The following is a 16,869-nucleotide window of genomic DNA, read 5'->3' as shown; positions in this document are numbered from 1 at the left end:
GTTCATAGATGAATTTGTGCGAATCATATATGCCTCCACATAATGTCGCAAGCAGTATCAAGATAAAACAATCTGTGCGAATATGGTCAAGCGAAGCGTTTATTTTCTCTCCGCGGGCCACGCTGGTTGAGTTGCATAATCAATAAAACCGTACTATGCTTTTTTTACAATTCCAGAGGTTGGCAGAACACTAATTCATGTACCCCTCCTCTCACATACCCATCCGCGTCCTGCTGATCGACAGTCATCAGATTGTTCTATGGGGACTGGAAAAACTCATAAACAGCGAGTCTCCGCGCATGGAAATCGCCGGCAAGGCGACCAATGGCGCGGACGCCAGGCGGCTGGCCAGAGAGAGTCGACCCGATATAGTTTTACTCGACCTTGACCTTGGCGGAGAAAAGGGCGTGGACCTTATCCCCGATTTGTTGCGGGAAAGACATTTTCACATCATCATCTTTACCGAGATTCACGACCAGACCGCTATCGACGTGGCTTTGTTCAATGGCGCACGGGGCGTCGTGTACAAAAAGGAGCCTACGCAAACCATCCTCAAGGCCATCCAGAAGGTTCACGATGGCGAGCTGTGGCTTGACCGGCGGACTACCGGACGTGTCTTTATCAACTTTTTACGTGCGGGTCAAAAAACACCTGTCGACCCCGTCACGGGGAAAATCATTGCGCTTACGCGCAAAGAACGCATGATCGTCAATGCTTTCGCGAATGAGGCAGGCGCTTCAAACAAGAAAATCGCGCGCACGCTGGATATTAGCGAACAGACCCTGCGGAACCATCTGACGTCTATTTTCAGCAAATTGGAGATCACGAACCGCTTTGATCTTTTCATGTTTGCCAAACTCCACCATCATCAGTTCAGTGTGACATGCGCTCGATCTGAGTCTCCCGCAAGCCGTTTATAACTGATTGCGGGCAGCATCCATTCTCTTGCCCGGCAATTCCGAGCCCTCGCGCCATCTGGTGCAAATGTACCGATTTCAGATAAAAACAAGGTACACATCCTTATCCAAATAAGGACAACACTCCCGTAGTGCCCGAACAGGTCTTAATTCATAATCCGCAGCGTCAGGAATAATGACATCGAAGTGAAACGGATAACCCTTTTCACCGCGACTCGTACCCGAATGCGGGCAATACCCAGTTATTGAGACCTATCCATTGAGCCATGAACGTTTTGATTGCAGTCTGACGACTCGATATGACGTGGCTCAAATCGCGTAATCCGTACTTCACTTTACCAAGACCAAGCCATAACCTAGAGGAGCCTCGCGATAATGAAGTATCAACATAGCTATGCTGTGGGGGGTTTTACAGCTTCTGATCAAACTCAATACTCTCCAATCGTACGGCGATTTGGGTGCTTGTTCATCAAGCCAGGGATTGCGCTTATCCTGTCTCTTGGGATGTTTTTTCTATCTTCCGCGGAAAGCATCGGGGCCGAACGCGATTCCGATAAAAAGAATGGTGCTAAGCACCACATTGAAATGATCGCGGAAGAAACAGAAGACGGTTTGCTTGCCTACCGCATGGTCGAGCATCAGGTTGATGGCGTTAACATTACTTCCCGATACAGTACGCAGGCCACCATTCCCGGACCGACGATAGTTCTCACGGAAGGCGACAAGGTCAGACTTACCATCCGCAACGGCGTTACCGTCAGCCCTGATCAGCAAATCAGCGTCCATGTGCACGGTGTGCATTACACCATCTTGAGCGATGGCACCCTCAAGATTATCAACAAGGTTGAAGATGAGGGCGCCTATCCTGATCACGGCGGACGCTTCTATACCTATCTCTGGGACGTGGCGCCGGGCACCGCCGGCACCTGGCCGTACCACGATCACAATTTTGAAACCCACAACGGCTCCGAAGACAGGGGGCTTTTTGGTACCGTCATAGTTAATCCGGCATCGGGCTCAGTGACCGCAAGCAATGGCAGCAGCATCTCAAGCTTACCCGTTAGTAGTATTAAAAAAGACTATGTGCTTTACCTGGCTGACGATGCTTTCTGGGGAATGGAAATAGACGGCGCCAGCAAGCAACAAATCCCGCTTGGGGTCAACCCTATTCTGACCGCGAAAGGGGGTGACAATGTGAGGTTCCATCTTATCGCCATGGGCACCTATCTGAATCGATTTCAGCTCGAAGGCTATCAGTGGGTCGATCCCGGAACGACAAAATTGATTGTCGCGAAAGATATCGGCCCTCTTGAGAATCACGCTTTTACCATCAAGGCCTTAGGCAGCGCGAACTATATGAACGCGAATTTTTCGCGCAAATTAATGGGCATGAGGGGCAGCTTCAATGTCACGAGCGGCGCTCCTTAATGAACAGGCAGATAGATCAAGAGGATAAAACTAAATGAGCAAAAATATCTTTGGACTGAAAATACCCGCGGCGATAGGGACAGCATGCGCGCTGCTCGCGGCCATGCTGCTACTGGCTCCACCCATGGCCCAGGCGGCAAATCATGACCTCGCGCTGTCGGCGGAGGTGTTACCCAACGGCCAGTATGGCTATAAAAGAGGGGATGGTCAGGCGGTTATCCCGGGACCCACCCTTTTCGTAAAACAGGGCGATACCGTCAGTGTCACGGTCACCAACAATACGGATAAACCGGCAGGTTTCAAGGTGCCCGGTCTCTCAACCGGCAGCGCCGCGAAGGCGGCCCCGAATGGAGGAACACTGAGCTATACCTTCACCGCCACCAAAACCGGCGCCTATCCCTACTACGGCGATGGACAGGAATTACTTGGCTTGTTTGGCGCTATTGTGGTCGATAGAACGGATGGGAATGTAGAACGGTATGTCGACGACAATGGCGCCCTCAAATCGGTCAAAGCGGGACAACTGGACAAGCAGTATGTGCTGTTTATGGTCGGCTCGACCTTCTGGGCAACAGAAATATCCAAAGCCGGAACACAAACACCCCTGTGGACCAACCCGATTCTCGGGGCTGTCGAGGATGACATCGTCAGATTTCATATCCTGTCAGTTGGGCCCGGACACACCTTTCACCTGCATGCGCATCGCTGGCTGGAACCCGGAACCACAAGCGTAATCGATACCAAGTTAATGGACGACGTTTCCGACAGCCATACTTTCACCGTTAAAGCCGGCACTGGCGTCGGTGCCGGTAACTGGCAGTACCACTGCCATCTGTTTTCCCACATGGAAGCGGGCATGCACAGCACTTTTAGAGTCGACGCCACTAAAGGTCATAATAAGGGAATGGGTCACAGCATCGCTGGCGCCTCCCCCTATGGTGCCATTTACGGAAGCACAAGCACTGACCCCGGCCTCGTCACTTTCGTGATCTCGGATGAGCCGGGAAGCTGGTACCGGAGCGCCCGGAGCGAAACCATTTTCGGCATTACCGGCAGCACCCGGTCCCTGGAAGTGATTCCCCCTGGCAGCAGCGTTAATTTCATCATGGCGGAAACCAACACGGTCCACACCATGACCAGCCTGTTATGGCCAAGCGAGGCAGGCGATGGGAATCACCCCCATCACGGTAAAGGTAAAAGCAGAGGACGCGGAACCGACCATACAAAACATGCCTCCATGCCCTTTGACCAGAGCAGGGCCTACAAAGGCGGTGGCCTCGTCAAGCTGACAACACCGGGTTTGTACGTATTCACCTGCAAGGTGCATCCTTACATGTTTGCTGCGGTAATAGTGGATGATCCGGAAACTGAAGGACTTGACCTCGGAGAAACTATCGACCTGGCGACTGGCGTGAAAAATCTACCTACCAGCAGCGATCTTGCCACCCGGCTGTTGAGGATCTTCTTTATCGCCACCGCCCCTAACAACTGGCAAAATTATACGCCTCCCACGCCCTGGAAATTGACCTACCCCAGTGTTCCCGTCCGCATCACTGGCGGAGCGGTCGCCAATCTATCGGAGGTTTTAATCGCCAGATATGGCAATAATACGGTCTTATCGGCACCTGTGCCTCCGTCAATCCCCGGCGTGGGTGAAGTGTGGGTTGATACTCAATTTGAAAAAACCGCTGGCAAGACCAAGCCCGGAACCATTACCGCCATCGACACAACCACCTGGAAGATTGTTCGCAAGATCTCGCTGCCACAGATCAATATGAACAACCCCCACAATATGTGGACCAACAAAGATCAATCGATTGTTTACCAGACCCAATGGTTCGACAATAAACTTACGATGATCAATAAAAAGACGGGAGCTTTGATCAAGAACATCCAGGTGGGCGAGGCGCCCGCTCATGTCATGACTCGCCCTGATAACGAAGATATCACGGTCAGCAATAACGGCGAAGATGGCATGTCCATCATCCTGGCGGGAACAACTGAAGTCAGCAAGATGATTCCCACGCAAAAATCCGGTCAGCTTGCTACCAATCCCCATGGGCATTGGATCAGCGGAGATGGGAGTAAGATCATTACCCCCAACATCTTTACCGGTGATGTAGGATTCTACAGCACCGACAGCGGAACCGTCCTGGAAAGAACGCCCACAGGAAACTCTGCCCCAGGGGCTCACCCCATCGCTATCGGCATGATGCCGGACTCCAGCAAATTCTATGCGGCCAATCTGCTGCATCATAGCGTGAGTGTCATCAACAAGGATGGAACTCTGGAAAAAACCATCAACCTGATCGCGGATTACGATCCCATTGACGGCACTATAGTGGACCGCGATGGAGACGGACAGGCCACCGTTGGCGTACTTCCCGTCCAGTTACCCGTTTCCCCCGATGGCAGCGCCGTAGTGGTCGCGAATATGGGCACTCCGTCGATAATTGTCATTGATACGAAAACCGATAAGGTGGTTAAGATGTTGCCCTGCGATCCAGGTTGCCATGGGGCGAATTTTGGGGCCAAAAAAGGCGGGGGATACTATGCCTATGTTACGAGCAAGTTCTCCAATGAACTTATCGTGGTTGACGCCGACCCCAACAATGACGGCAATCCGTCCGACGCCAAAATAGCGGGCAGGGTTTCCCTGGTAGGCGATAGTAGCACCCCCACTGATGATCGCATCAGCAGCCTGCCGGGTTACGGTGGTCAAGGGGTTCTTGCTATCCCCAATGTATACAATACCTGGGTCAAGAACCTGCCTGAAGAATGGAAGGGACAGTTGACACCCGCACAACAAAACCCTGGTCAATAATTCTCTAAAACCTCGTTGTCAGGTAACGGCCATCAGTTGATGGCCGTTTTCTTTGATACTGGCAACACACTATTGATCCGGTGGGCAAACAATACAGGCATCATACCGGCGGAAGCCGGTATCCAGCGGCGTTCAAAACGCGCTACTGCCGGCTTGAACCGGATTCCGGGTCAGGCCCCGAGTGACGAGATTCGGGGTATTTCCGCCGGATAGATAGTCAGCGTTTCAGTTCGCTTGAATACAGAACAGTTGTTCTCTATAATAAAAGCGATCGTTCTTCATACTTGATTATTATGCAACAGCTCGATATTTCCTCTTATCTTGGCAAACTGCAGGATTACTATGCCAGGGAAAGCGTTATCCCTTCAATAACCGAATTGTCTGCGCTTTGGAACGGAAAGGCGCGTTCCTGGACACATCAGATCGTTCAGCGTTTGAAGGAAGAAGGCTTTCTCGAAAATGCGCCAGGTGGCCGGTCACGTCCCGGACCCCGCTTTTTCGAGCGAACAGTCGGACATGCGGTACGGGCAGGAATGCCTCAACAGGCCGCCGACGTCCAGCCTGAATTGCTGCGCATTGATGATTATCTTATCGAGAAACCTTCCCAAACCATCCTGTTTCCCGTGAAAGGCGATTCGATGATTGATCTGGGAATATTCGAGGGCGATATGGTGATTATCGAACGCGGCAATTCCCCTTCATCCGGTCAAGTAGTATTGGCAATCGTGGATAACGAATTCACGCTCAAAGTCCTGGCCAAGGATACAAGAGGTTATTACCTCGAAGCGCGCAACCATAGCCGAGCCCGGGACTATCCGCCCATCCGGCCTGAGCAGGGACTGGAAATCTATGGGTTGTATGTGGGCCTCATTCGAAAAGCCCGTACTTCCGGATATCCCCTTGGTTCCAATCGTTGATAGATGAACACCCTTAGCCATGCCAACGCTTGCTTCTCCATCCTTACCCTTGGCACCGCTATCGCTTTTACAAATCGAAACCCGATTCCGGGACCGGATATGGCGGGGCGACCCATCAGGGTTTGCACCTGATCAGGTCATTTCCAGTGGCTTCAATGAACTGGATAAAGCGTTGCCGGGAAAAGGATGGTCGCTTCACAGTCTGACGGAATTGTTGTTGCCGGCGGAAGGGCTGGGAGAAATAACATTATTGAGTCCCTCGCTTGAGCAAGTCACCCGGAATGGCAGGCATATTCTATTGGTGGGGCCGCCTCATATTCCCTATATGCATGCGTGGGAAAATCTGAATATCGATAGCCGGCGCATTGTGATGGTCAGCGTTGACAGACCGGCCGAGCGGTTATGGGTGCTCGAGCAAGGCATCAAAAGTGCCGCCTTTGGGGCTGTCATCGGCTGGCTGCCCGGCATAAACCAGCCAATGACGCGCAGGCTTCAAATTATTGCGCGGACTGCCGCCAGCCTGATTTTTTTATTCAGGCCGGCGGGCGCACAATTCGAACCCTCCGCAGCCTCGCTAAGAATATTGCTCGGTTCAGTACGACAGCATATGCTTTCCGTGCGCTTGCTGAAGCGCAGGGGCAACCCGACTGACTTGCCCATTTACATCACCCTGCCCGCCAGACCTTTCCCCCGCTTCATGACTTCTTCAGCCACCTTAGCTCATGCGTGAATGCAATGTTGTGGATCGCCCTCCATTGCCCGACACTATCGCTTGACTGGATCGAGCGCCGATTTCCTGCGGCATTGATTCCCGCAATGGCGGCAACGATTCACAAGGGAAATCAGGTTTACATCCGGCAAGCCAATAAGCCGGCACAACAGTGGGGAGTTGCGGCGCACCAGCCTCTGGCCACTGCGTTGTCTCTTTTTCCCGGTCTGGTAGTGGTGGAACATGATCCGCATGAAGAAATGCAAGCATTGCGGGAAGCTGCGTATGCCGCGTTTCGTTTCACGCCCCATATTGTCATGCAAGGCAGCGGCCTGATCGCTGAAGTTTCCAAGAGCCTGAAGTTGTTTGGTGGCTTGAAAAAATTATGCCGGCTACTCAACCAGGCAGTGGCCGCGCAAGGCTTGCAGCTCTGCGTGGGGATTGCCCCCACCGCCAAGGGGGCATGGCTGCTTGCGCAATCCGCCCCGCTGAAAACCGTCATCAATGGCGCGGGCTCCAGGTTCCGATCGTTGCTGGATTCCCTGCCCATTTATTTACTGGAATCGGTCCAGCCTTATCTTGAAGTCATTCGCGGCATAGGCTGCAAGACATTGGCTGATTTACGGCAACTGCCTCGCGGCGGCCTGGCACGCCGGTTTGGTCCGGATTTGCTGACAGAACTGGATCGTGCCTGCGGCGACTCGCCAGATCCGCAACAGTGGCTTGAGGTACCGGAATATTTTCAACAAAGAATGGAATTAATGGCACAGGTTGAAAGTGTCGAGTTGATATGGGTTCCCGTGCAGAGAATGATCGGGCAAATGTGCGGCTGGCTGTCTTTGCGTCATGCCGCAGTCCTGGAATTCTCATTCATTTTTCATCACGAATATTCGCTGCGGCAGCCGCATAAATCCACGCCACTCCACATAAAACTTTCCGAACAAAGCGACGACGCGGAGCACCTGATGCTCTTGTTGCGTGAACGGCTGGAACGCATAGAAATAGTGGCCCCGGTTTGCGGACTGGGGCTGATAGCGGATCAGATAACGGCTGGGACAAGTCCTCATCTGGAGCTGTTTCCCACCTCGCAATCGGAGGCAACTTCACTGAACCGGTTTATCGAAAAAGTTTCTTCCCGCCTCGGGCCGCAAGCCATCACCGGTTTGAATCCTATCTCCGACCATCGGCCGGAATACAGCCAAAGGTCTCGGCCTTTGGAAATGAGCAAGGAAAGTCATGCTTCATGCCGAAAAGCAACTCCATCGGCATCCGCTTGTCCCTTGGTCCGTCCGGCATGGTTAATGGCAGCGCCACTGCAATTGAAGTTGCAACGTTACCAACCGGTTTATGGTTCGCCATTGAAATTGATTGCGGGACCGGAGCGAATCGAAGCAGGCTGGTGGGATGATGCGCCGATCGCCCGCGATTATTTTATTGCGGAAAATGCGCTCGGCCAATTGTTATGGATCTACTGCGAACATAACCCGGCAACAGGAAACAATGGCAATGGCTGGTATTTGCAGGGGCTTTTTGGATAAATCATGACTTTGCCTACATCCCGGGGCCAGGCTATCCAGTATTTGTCTAGCATAGACTCCTCAATTCCTGCCTACGCTGAACTGCATTGCTATTCCAGCTTCAGCTTCCTGCAGGGCGCTTCCTTTCCGGAAGAACTGGTGAAACGTGCAGTGACTTTAGGCTATACCGCATTGGCCATTACGGACGAATGTTCCATGGCCGGCGTCGTAAGAGCGCATGCGGAGGCTAAGAAAACCGGCCTGCATCTTTTGATAGGCAGCCAGTTCATTCTGGAGGATGGATTACGGCTTGTTTGCCTCGCGATGAACCGGAACGGCTACGGTAATCTGTGCGAATTGATAACATTGGCAAGGCAACGTGCCGAGAAGGGGACTTATCGCATAGGCCGCTCGGATTTCGAAACCTGCGCTGAAGCTCCCCATCTGGCTTTGCTTCCGGATTGCCTGATGTTGCTGATCCCCCGCCCGCACCAGGAAGGCGATTCCCTCATGGATGACATGCGTTGGGTGCTGCGCCTTTTCCCCGGGCGCTGCTGGACTGCTGTCGAGTTGTTGTTACATGCGGACGAAAGCCTGCTATTCGAGAAAATCCGGCAGTCTGCGAAGGCTATGGGAATGCCTCTGGTAGCCGCCGGCGATGTGCATATGCATGCCCCTTCCCGCAAGCCCCTGCAGGATACGATGACCGCCATCCACCTCGGCAAGCCGCTGTGCGAATGCGGTTATGCATTGCAGCCCAATGCGGAGCAGCACTTGCGCACCCGTTCGCAATTGAGCCAACTCTACCCGCCGGAACTCCTGCAAGAGACCATTGCAGTGGCAAAACGCTGCACTTTTTCGCTGGATGAGCTGCGCTATGAGTATCCCGAGGAATTAACTGGTATGGATGCCAGGGCGGGTGAAACCTATACGGATTATCTGCGGCGAATGGTCGAGGAGGGCATGGCAAGACGTTTTCCCAACGGCACTTCGATCAAGGTCGAAAAGCAGATCGAGCAGGAGTTGCAATTGATCGCCGAGCTTGAGTATGAACCCTACTTTTTAACGGTGTACGATATCGTAAGGTTCGCCCGGTCGGAGGGCATTCTTTGCCAGGGGCGCGGCTCGGCAGCCAATTCCGCGGTCTGCTATTGCCTGGGTATTACCGAGATCGACCCGGAACGCAGCAATTTGCTGTTCGAGCGGTTTATTTCCAGGGAACGCAATGAGCCGCCCGATATCGATGTCGATTTCGAGCACCAGCGCCGGGAAGAAGTGATCCAGTATATCTACCGGAAATACGGCCACGATCGTGCCGCCATCGCCGCCACGGTCATCACCTACCGCACCCGTTCGGCGATTCAGGATATCGGCAAGGCGCTGGGGCTTGATATTGAGCGCATCAAGCGGCTATCCGCTTCTTTGGCCTGGTGGGATAAAACCTCGGACATTCGTAATCGACTGGCCGAGAATGGCTTCGATCCCGACAGCCCGGTTATCCGGAAGCTGATGCAATTGATTCCGGTCCTATACGGGTTTCCGCGTCATTTGTCCCAACATGTAGGCGGCTTCGTCATCTCGCGCGACAAATTGTGCCGCATCGTGCCCATCGAAAACGCCGCCATGCCGGATCGACGCATCATCCAGTGGGACAAGGACGACCTTGCAGCGGTGGGGCTGATGAAAATTGATGTGCTCGCGCTGGGCATGCTATCGGCGATCCGCCGCACACTCGATCTGGTTTCCGCCCGGCGCGGCCTCCCATTCCAGATGCAGGATATTCCGGCGGAAGATGAAAAAACCTACGACATGATCTGCAAAGCCGACACCATTGGCGTCTTCCAGATCGAATCCCGTGCACAGATGTCAATGTTGCCGCGCTTGAGGCCACGAACTTTCTATGACTTGGTAGTAGAAGTTGCCATCGTCCGACCCGGGCCGATTCAAGGCGGCATGGTGCATCCTTATCTGCGCCGCCGCCAAAAGCTGGAACCCGTGAGTTATCCAAGCGATGAAATCGAAACCGCCTTGGAGCGCACACTCGGTATCCCCATCTTCCAGGAACAAGTCATGCAAATAGCAATCCTGGCCGCTGGCTTCAGTCCAGGCGAGGCGGACCAGCTACGGCGTTCCATGGCCGCCTGGAAAAGAAAAGGGGGGCTCGGCTCTTTTCATGCGCGCTTGATCAACGGCATGGTCGACCGGGGTTATGACCGGGAATTTGCCGAGCGGATCTTCCGGCAGATCGAGGGGTTCGGCGAATACGGATTTCCGGAATCTCACGCCGCCAGCTTTGCACTGCTGGTGTATGTATCGTCCTGGCTTAAATGTCACGAGCCCGCCGCATTCCTGTGCGCGATGCTCAACAGCTTGCCGATGGGGTTTTATGGCGCCTCGCAACTGATCCAGGATGCGCAACGGCATGGCGTTCAAATCAAGCCGGTGGACGTAACAATCAGCGGGTGGGATTGCACACTTGAAGAGCAAATGACCAAGGCTTCTCGACCCGCCCCACCCAATGTGCGACTGGGCTTGAGCAGGGTGAAAGGAATCGGCTTGAAAGCCGCCATGCGCATCGTTGAGGCAAGAAAAACCGCTTCTTTTGAAAGCACGATCGATCTGGCGAACCGCGCCTCTCTGAATGCTATTGAAATACGCGCCCTCGCCAGCGCAGATGCCTTACGAACTTTGGCAGGCCACCGGCGCGAAGCCCTATGGGGGGCCGCCTCACATATCAAGCAATCGGATCTGATGCGAGATGCTCCGGTAAAAGAGACATTGCACGCCATTGCTGCTGCGCCTGAAGGAGAAGAAATTGTTTCTGATTACGCCAGCATGGAACTCACCCTGCGCAGGCATCCACTCGCCTTGCTGCGGCCGAAACTGGCCAGAATGAACTTGCGCTCGGCAATCGAGCTGGATAATTACCCGACCGGGCGACTGGTGCGGACGACCGGCATCGTGACATGCCGGCAACGCCCCGGAACTGCCAGCGGCGTCGTATTCGTAACGCTGGAAGATGAGACCGGAATAATAAATGTTGTGGTTTGGAACCTGCTCGTACTAAAACAACGCCGCGAGCTATTGAACTCAAAGCTTTTGACGGTGTATGGCGTATGGCAATGTGAAGGTGAAGTCAAACATCTGATTGCCAAGCGGCTGGTAGACCATAGTCATTTGCTGGGTGATCTCAGGGTGGAGAGCCGGGATTTTCATTAACCCAAGACATTAGTAGTATGCCTATGTCAATCTTCATATTCAAGCCTGTCTTCATCACCCCCTGCCCAATTCGCCGGATAAACACCCTTCTTAACCAATTGATGAAAAGTCGAATATGGCCACTCACTCACTCGTTTAACCAAGCCGTGCTTGAGCGGATTGATATGAACATAATCCATATGCGCACAAAAATCCGCGTCATCACGAATCAAATGCTCCCAATAACGGCGTTGCCATATGCCCCGTTCACCGCGCGCCATGCGAACCCGTGAGCGCCGTTCCGTAATGGGTAATGCCTTGGAAAATGCAATTTTGATCAATCGCCAGCGGGTCGCGAAGTCGGCGTCATTGGGTGGAAGTTCAATGACACAGTGGAGATGTTCCGGCAATACTACCCAACCATGAATGATGAAAGGATGACGTTGACGTACTACCTTCACCGCCTCACGCAGCAGGTCTATATGCCGGATCAGCAGGTCATTACCCTGCCGTTGCAGCAGATTGACCGTAAAGAAATACGTGCCGCCCGGTTGCCAGGCGCGTCGATAATCAGGCATGGCAATAGCATCTAGAAAATTCTATTGAACCAGCGTAAAGCCGTAGGGCGCCAATAAGCAAAGCGCATTGCGCCGTATGAGGTCGTTGAATGCGGCAAGCATGATTTCAATGTATCAATCGCCGTTTCGCCTCCTTCCAGGCGACTGATGCTACTTTGTCCTGAGAAAAGGTTTTGAGGCGAGACTTGACTTCATACTCAACCTCTGGAGATACGGGGGATCCGATCCTGCCCAAGGCTCTCCGATAAGAAGAGATCCATCAGTTCCAGCTTTTTATCCATCGGAGTGTTTTTAAATCTTCTTTCGATAATATTTTCATGAACCTGCTTCTCCTGGCACCTCAAAATCTTTGGTCACTTGAACTATAGCTTTCGAAAGAATGGCTTTCAAGGAACGGTTGCCGAAAACTTCATCCGGCGCAATGCGCTTTGCTTATTGTCGCCCTACAGCTTTTATTACGTCCTACACCTTACGCGCGTTGGCTAACCGTCCGTCCGCTTGCGGGAGGTTCGGGTCGAGCGTAGTGTTGATCCTGATTTAGCGTCTGTAGCGCGCTTACGTATAGGTGGTAAATCGAGTATTTTTCTAGCCTCGTTAAAGTGTTGCCTAGCCAACTCATATTCCATAAGCGTACCCAATATGACATCTGATATGCGATCGTCATTACCACTTGCCAATTCAGCAAACTCCTTGAAAGATTCTGCGCGCTTCATAGCCTCCATAAACTGACCAAATGAAATGTTAGCCTCTCGCATTGCATATTCGCACCACCGACTGGATCGAAGCAAATCGAGTCTCTTGAGTTCCTCAAGTCGCTTTTCTTCAGATCGAATCAGCTTAGTCGAAACATCCGCAGGAGCGCCAGTCATTACCGCTTCAAGGTATTTCTTAAGCGTTTCATTAATTTCCTTCAACTGACCAACCTCAGTTGTGAGAGCTGCCAACTGCTGTTGCTGTGACTGTTTTGTGAGTAGCTCTCGAAACATGCCGGCCCATTGATCCCTAAGCCAAGTTTCAATTTCTGAAAAACGCTCAAACGCTCGCAGAGGATTATTGCGTGGCCTAACCAATATTTCTTCTATCAAATGAAAAATATTTACTGAGTCCACATGGGCATACCTAATTCCTGTGTTGTCCTTGTTTCTCAGAAACGTTTGATATTCCGAATAGACACCCGCTTCAAGCAAAATATAGATAGGTATATCTTTGCTTGCTGCGCTCTCATATTCCTTCTTTGTGATGCTGTCATATCTATCAAAGAAGGTTTTTGGCGGTTTCTTGCTCTCGACGCTTGCTTCTGAACCATATCTCCCACCGATGATCAGCACGAACAAGTCAGCATTTCCAGCTTCGCGGTAGCATGAATCGTCTAGAGGGTGATCAGGCGAGTATGCGATATCGCCCTTTTCAGATAAAACCGACTCGTACCCTAGAGATTCAATGAATAGGTCTAGCGAGGAACGAATGTGCTTGAGATCATAATAAGTCGAACTTACAAAGACTCTTGGCTTGGCCATATGAGAACCTTACTTGTGATAAATTATAAGATGGCCAGTTAACAGGCCGCCCAGACATTCTTTAATCTGAATGTTAAAATTGACTAAGCTCCGTAAGTATCGATTATGCCCCAGACAGCAGACCGGCTGTGCGATTCCCAAGGAAAAAGGTATTTACGTGATCACGACTCCTAGTCGAATTCAACTAATTAGCGCCGGGAAGAAATCGTATTGATTGCACTAGAATTGACTCAATCGGACAGCATCTGTCAGATTGAGTATTGAGCTAATACAAATTATATCGGCCTGATTTTAACCAGCTACCGATCATCCATCAGGCCGATGGCAAACTGAGCCAGTCACAATCCAAGATCCTTCCAAACCTCATCCACCCGCGCTTTCACGGCCGCATCCATCACAATAGGCGTACCCCATTCCCGATTGGTCTCTCCCAGCCACTTGTTGGTCGCATCCAGCCCCATTTTCCCGCCCAGGCCGGATACCGGGCTAGCGAAGTCGAGATAATCGATCGGCGTATTTTCCACGATCAGAGTGTCACGCGCGGGATCAACACGCGTGGTAATGGCCCAGATGACTTCCTTCCAGTCGCGGATATTGACGTCGTCGTCGGTGACGATGATGAATTTGGTATACATGAACTGCCGCAGGAAACTCCATACGCCGAACATGACACGCTTGGCATGGCCTGCGTACTGCTTTTTCATGCTCACTACCGCCATGCGATAGGAACAGCCCTCAGGAGGCAGATAAAAATCGACGATTTCCGTGAACTGCTTTTGCAGCAATGGCACGAATACTTCATTCAGCGCCACGCCGAGTATGGCTGGCTCGTCCGGCGGCTTGCCCGTATAGGTGGAGTGATAGATCGGGTCGCGCCGCATGGTGATGCGCTCGACCGTGAATACCGGGAAAGTTTCCTGCTCGTTGTAATAGCCGGTGTGATCGCCGAAAGGGCCTTCAAGGGCGGTTTCGCCGGGATGGATATACCCTTCCAGCACGATCTCGGCACTGGCTGGAACCTGCAAGTTATGACTGAGGCATTTGACGATTTCGGTTTTCGCGCCGCGCAACAAACCGGCGAACTGGTATTCGCTCAGGCTGTCCGGTACCGGCGTCACCGCCCCGAGTATCGTTGCGGGGTCCGCTCCCAGCGCAACCGCCAGCGGATAAGGCTGCCCCGGATTAGTGAGACAAAAATCCCGAAAATCCAGCGCGCCCCCACGATGGGCCAGCCAGCGCATGATCAGTTTGTTGGGCCCGATCACCTGCTGGCGGTAGATGCCGAGGTTCTGCCGTATCTTGTGCGGCCCTCGGGTGACGGTCAACCCCCATGTGATCAGCGGCCCTGCATCCCCTGGCCAGCATGTCTGGATCGGCAATCTGGCGAGGTCCGCGTCTTTTCCTTCCCATACGATGTCTTGGCAAGGCGCACGCGAAAGCTCCTTCGGTGCCATGTTGAGCACCTGCTTCAGCACGGGAAATTTTTCCCATGCATCTCTCAAGCCTTTGGGTGGATCGGGTTCTTTCAGATAGGCAAGAAGTTTCCCTACTTCGCGCAGCGCTTCCACCGATTCCTGCCCCATGCCCATGGCCACGCGCCGTGGTGTGCCGAACAAATTCCCCAGCACCGGAATGGTATGACCCTTGGGTTTCTCAAACAGAATCGCCGGGCCGCCCGCTTTCAATACCCGGTCGCAGATTTCGGTCATCTCCAGATGGGGATCGATCTCCGCCGTGATGCGTTTCAGTTCGCCCTGGCTTTCCAGTTGCGCGATAAAATCGCGCAGGTCCTTGTATTTCATGGGAGATTGCCTATCAGATAGTCAAGCGCGATGCCGGCAAATATCGTTGCACCGACCCAGTTGTTGTGCAGAAAAGCCTTGAAGCAGCGCCCCCGGTCACGATCGTGAATCAGGCGGTATTGATAAATCATCAGTCCCAGCGCAACCGCCAGACCCGCATAATACATGACGCCCAGTTTCTGGATCATCCCCACGATGGTCATGATGCCCAGAAAAATGGCATGGCATAGCATCACACCCAGGACATCGAAACGGCCGAAAGTAATGGCGGAAGTCTTGATGCCGATTTTGAGATCGTCAACTTTATCCACCATCGCATACTCGGTATCGTAAGCAATGACCCAGAGCAGGTTAGCGACCATCAATATCCAGGCAATGAATGGTACCTCGCCGGTTTGCGCGGCAAATGCCATCGGGATACCGAAGCTGAAAGCAATGCCGAGATAGGCTTGCGGCATCGCGAAGAAGCGCTTGGTGAAGGGATAGCTTGCGGCCAGAAATAATGCAAATACCGACAGCTCAATGGTAAGGCGGTTCAACGGCAGTATCAGCAGAAACGCGCACAGGCTTAATCCGGCCGCCAGCAGCAGCGCCTCTTTCGTGCTCACCACGCGCGTTGCCAGGGGACGATTCCTGGTGCGTTCGACATGCGCATCAAAATTGCGATCGGCATAATCGTTGACGACACAACCGGCAGAGCGCATCAGCACCGTACCCAATATGAATATCACCAGAACAGTCATGCTGGGCAGGCCGTCCGCGGCAAGCCACAAGCCCCACAATGTCGGCCACAGCAGCAGCAGAATGCCAATGGGCTTATCCAGCCGCATCAGCCTTTCATAATGGCCGAGGCGTTGTGTGAGTGTCACGACGACAGCTCCAGAATGGAAGGGAGAAATACTTCGGTGACGAGTATGGATTGTCCCCGCAAGCTGAACAGGGAACGGCGCGCCCACAAACCAAGGGGCTTTGCCTGCAAATTCTGACAGGCACGGCGAAAAAGCGGGTGCGCTGAATTCAACTTCCTGAATCGAAGCGGGGTGCGTTTAACCACGGGATTCGTGAACAATACGGTGCCCAGCGACCGGTTACCCAAGCCATTCAAACTGCGCCAGGCGCCGCGAAGATCTTTTCTCGCCACCACCGAATGCGCAAATACCACGGGCGTGTCGCCGCAATACAAATAGACCTCCCGCACCAGCGCCAGCTCGTTTTGACGCAAGTTCATTAGGGCAAGCTCATCTCCGCACACCGTGGCCAGCGACTGGAACACCGGTTTTACGCGAAATTCGCCGCGGCAGCGCTGTTGGATAAGCTGGGTCAAAGAACCACGATTCTGCAACCAGCCGCGCGCACGAGGCGATAAGGAGGGAGGTGCGGGATACCATGCGGACAACTCGGCAGCGTTCATCAGGGGTAAAACTGAAAAGGGTGAATTATGCCGCATAATCCAGCGTGGCTG

12 protein-coding genes are annotated in these 16,869 nt (G+C 52.9%); 7 read left to right on the top strand and 5 right to left on the bottom strand.

Annotated elements, in window-relative coordinates; all coding sequences use genetic code 11:
• Window positions 1–197: 197 nt before the first annotated feature.
• The 7 genes from BLR00_RS03495 (at window position 198) to BLR00_RS03465 (ending at window position 11,531) form a co-directional block, all read left to right on the top strand.
• Window positions 198–920, top strand: a complete 723-nt coding sequence (locus BLR00_RS03495) for a response regulator (protein ID WP_081346629.1) — start codon at window positions 198–200, stop codon at window positions 918–920.
• 372 nt (window positions 921–1,292) lie between these two features.
• Window positions 1,293–2,345, top strand: a complete 1,053-nt coding sequence (locus BLR00_RS03490; protein WP_074630825.1) for a multicopper oxidase domain-containing protein — start codon at window positions 1,293–1,295, stop codon at window positions 2,343–2,345.
• A 34-nt stretch (window positions 2,346–2,379) separates the two neighbouring features.
• Window positions 2,380–5,169 (top strand): multicopper oxidase domain-containing protein, encoded by a 2,790-nt coding sequence (locus BLR00_RS03485; RefSeq protein ID WP_074630824.1) that lies wholly within the window; start codon window positions 2,380–2,382, stop codon window positions 5,167–5,169.
• 293 nt (window positions 5,170–5,462) lie between these two features.
• Window positions 5,463–6,086 carry a LexA family protein gene (locus tag BLR00_RS03480; protein ID WP_074630823.1) on the top strand — a complete coding sequence of 208 codons (624 nt, stop codon included), beginning with the start codon at window positions 5,463–5,465 and terminating at the stop codon, window positions 6,084–6,086.
• Window positions 6,087–6,105: 19 nt separating this feature from the next.
• Window positions 6,106–6,816, top strand: a complete 711-nt coding sequence (gene imuA, locus BLR00_RS03475) for a translesion DNA synthesis-associated protein ImuA (protein ID WP_074630822.1) — start codon at window positions 6,106–6,108, stop codon at window positions 6,814–6,816.
• A 5-nt stretch (window positions 6,817–6,821) separates the two neighbouring features.
• Window positions 6,822–8,333, top strand: a complete 1,512-nt coding sequence (locus BLR00_RS03470; RefSeq protein ID WP_074630821.1) for a Y-family DNA polymerase — start codon at window positions 6,822–6,824, stop codon at window positions 8,331–8,333.
• Window positions 8,334–8,336: 3 nt separating this feature from the next.
• Window positions 8,337–11,531: an error-prone DNA polymerase gene (locus BLR00_RS03465; protein WP_074630820.1), complete on the top strand. Its 3,195-nt coding sequence runs from the start codon at window positions 8,337–8,339 to the stop codon at window positions 11,529–11,531.
• A gap of 26 nt (window positions 11,532–11,557) precedes the next feature.
• Here BLR00_RS03465 and BLR00_RS03460 read toward each other — a convergent pair whose 3' ends face one another.
• The 5 genes from BLR00_RS03460 to BLR00_RS03440 all read right to left on the bottom strand — a co-directional run bounded on the left by BLR00_RS03460 (window position 11,558) and on the right by BLR00_RS03440 (window position 16,818).
• On the bottom strand, window positions 11,558–12,088 hold the full coding sequence (locus BLR00_RS03460; protein ID WP_074630819.1) for an REP-associated tyrosine transposase: 531 nt from the start codon (window positions 12,086–12,088) through the stop codon (window positions 11,558–11,560).
• A 482-nt stretch (window positions 12,089–12,570) separates the two neighbouring features.
• Window positions 12,571–13,605, bottom strand: coding sequence for a DUF4062 domain-containing protein (locus BLR00_RS03455; protein ID WP_074630818.1), 1,035 nt, complete (start codon window positions 13,603–13,605; stop codon window positions 12,571–12,573).
• Window positions 13,606–13,943: 338 nt separating this feature from the next.
• Window positions 13,944–15,407, bottom strand: coding sequence for a 4-hydroxy-3-polyprenylbenzoate decarboxylase (ubiD, locus tag BLR00_RS03450; protein ID WP_074630817.1), 1,464 nt, complete (start codon window positions 15,405–15,407; stop codon window positions 13,944–13,946).
• Window positions 15,404–16,276, bottom strand: a complete 873-nt coding sequence (gene ubiA, locus BLR00_RS03445) for a 4-hydroxybenzoate octaprenyltransferase (protein WP_074630816.1) — start codon at window positions 16,274–16,276, stop codon at window positions 15,404–15,406. The genes ubiD and ubiA overlap by 4 nt, the downstream gene beginning before the upstream one ends.
• The gene (locus BLR00_RS03440; RefSeq protein WP_074634110.1) at window positions 16,273–16,818 is read right to left on the bottom strand and encodes a chorismate--pyruvate lyase family protein; all 546 of its coding nucleotides are present in this window, start codon (window positions 16,816–16,818) and stop codon (window positions 16,273–16,275) included. The genes ubiA and BLR00_RS03440 overlap by 4 nt, the downstream gene beginning before the upstream one ends.
• Window positions 16,819–16,869: the final 51 nt, after the last annotated feature.

Source organism: Nitrosospira multiformis (assembly GCF_900103165.1).
Lineage (GTDB): Bacteria > Pseudomonadota > Gammaproteobacteria > Burkholderiales > Nitrosomonadaceae > Nitrosospira > Nitrosospira multiformis_D.
Note: the sequence above shows the minus strand (reverse complement) of the source record. Positions and strands in the feature narration are given on the sequence as shown.

What these genes read in the sequence shown, in the direction of transcription:
- BLR00_RS03495 (WP_081346629.1), top strand. Translation starts at nt 198, where the DNA reads ATGTACCCCTCCTCTCACATACCCATCCGCGTCCTGCTGATCGACAGT.
- BLR00_RS03490 (WP_074630825.1), top strand. Translation starts at nt 1,293, where the DNA reads ATGAAGTATCAACATAGCTATGCTGTGGGGGGTTTTACAGCTTCTGAT.
- BLR00_RS03485 (WP_074630824.1), top strand. Translation starts at nt 2,380, where the DNA reads ATGAGCAAAAATATCTTTGGACTGAAAATACCCGCGGCGATAGGGACA.
- BLR00_RS03480 (WP_074630823.1), top strand. Translation starts at nt 5,463, where the DNA reads ATGCAACAGCTCGATATTTCCTCTTATCTTGGCAAACTGCAGGATTAC.
- imuA (WP_074630822.1), top strand. Translation starts at nt 6,106, where the DNA reads ATGCCAACGCTTGCTTCTCCATCCTTACCCTTGGCACCGCTATCGCTT.
- BLR00_RS03470 (WP_074630821.1), top strand. Translation starts at nt 6,822, where the DNA reads ATGTTGTGGATCGCCCTCCATTGCCCGACACTATCGCTTGACTGGATC.
- BLR00_RS03465 (WP_074630820.1), top strand. Translation starts at nt 8,337, where the DNA reads ATGACTTTGCCTACATCCCGGGGCCAGGCTATCCAGTATTTGTCTAGC.
- BLR00_RS03460 (WP_074630819.1), bottom strand. Translation starts at nt 12,088, where the DNA reads ATGCCTGATTATCGACGCGCCTGGCAACCGGGCGGCACGTATTTCTTT.
- BLR00_RS03455 (WP_074630818.1), bottom strand. Translation starts at nt 13,605, where the DNA reads ATGGCCAAGCCAAGAGTCTTTGTAAGTTCGACTTATTATGATCTCAAG.
- ubiD (WP_074630817.1), bottom strand. Translation starts at nt 15,407, where the DNA reads ATGAAATACAAGGACCTGCGCGATTTTATCGCGCAACTGGAAAGCCAG.
- BLR00_RS03440 (WP_074634110.1), bottom strand. Translation starts at nt 16,818, where the DNA reads ATGAACGCTGCCGAGTTGTCCGCATGGTATCCCGCACCTCCCTCCTTA.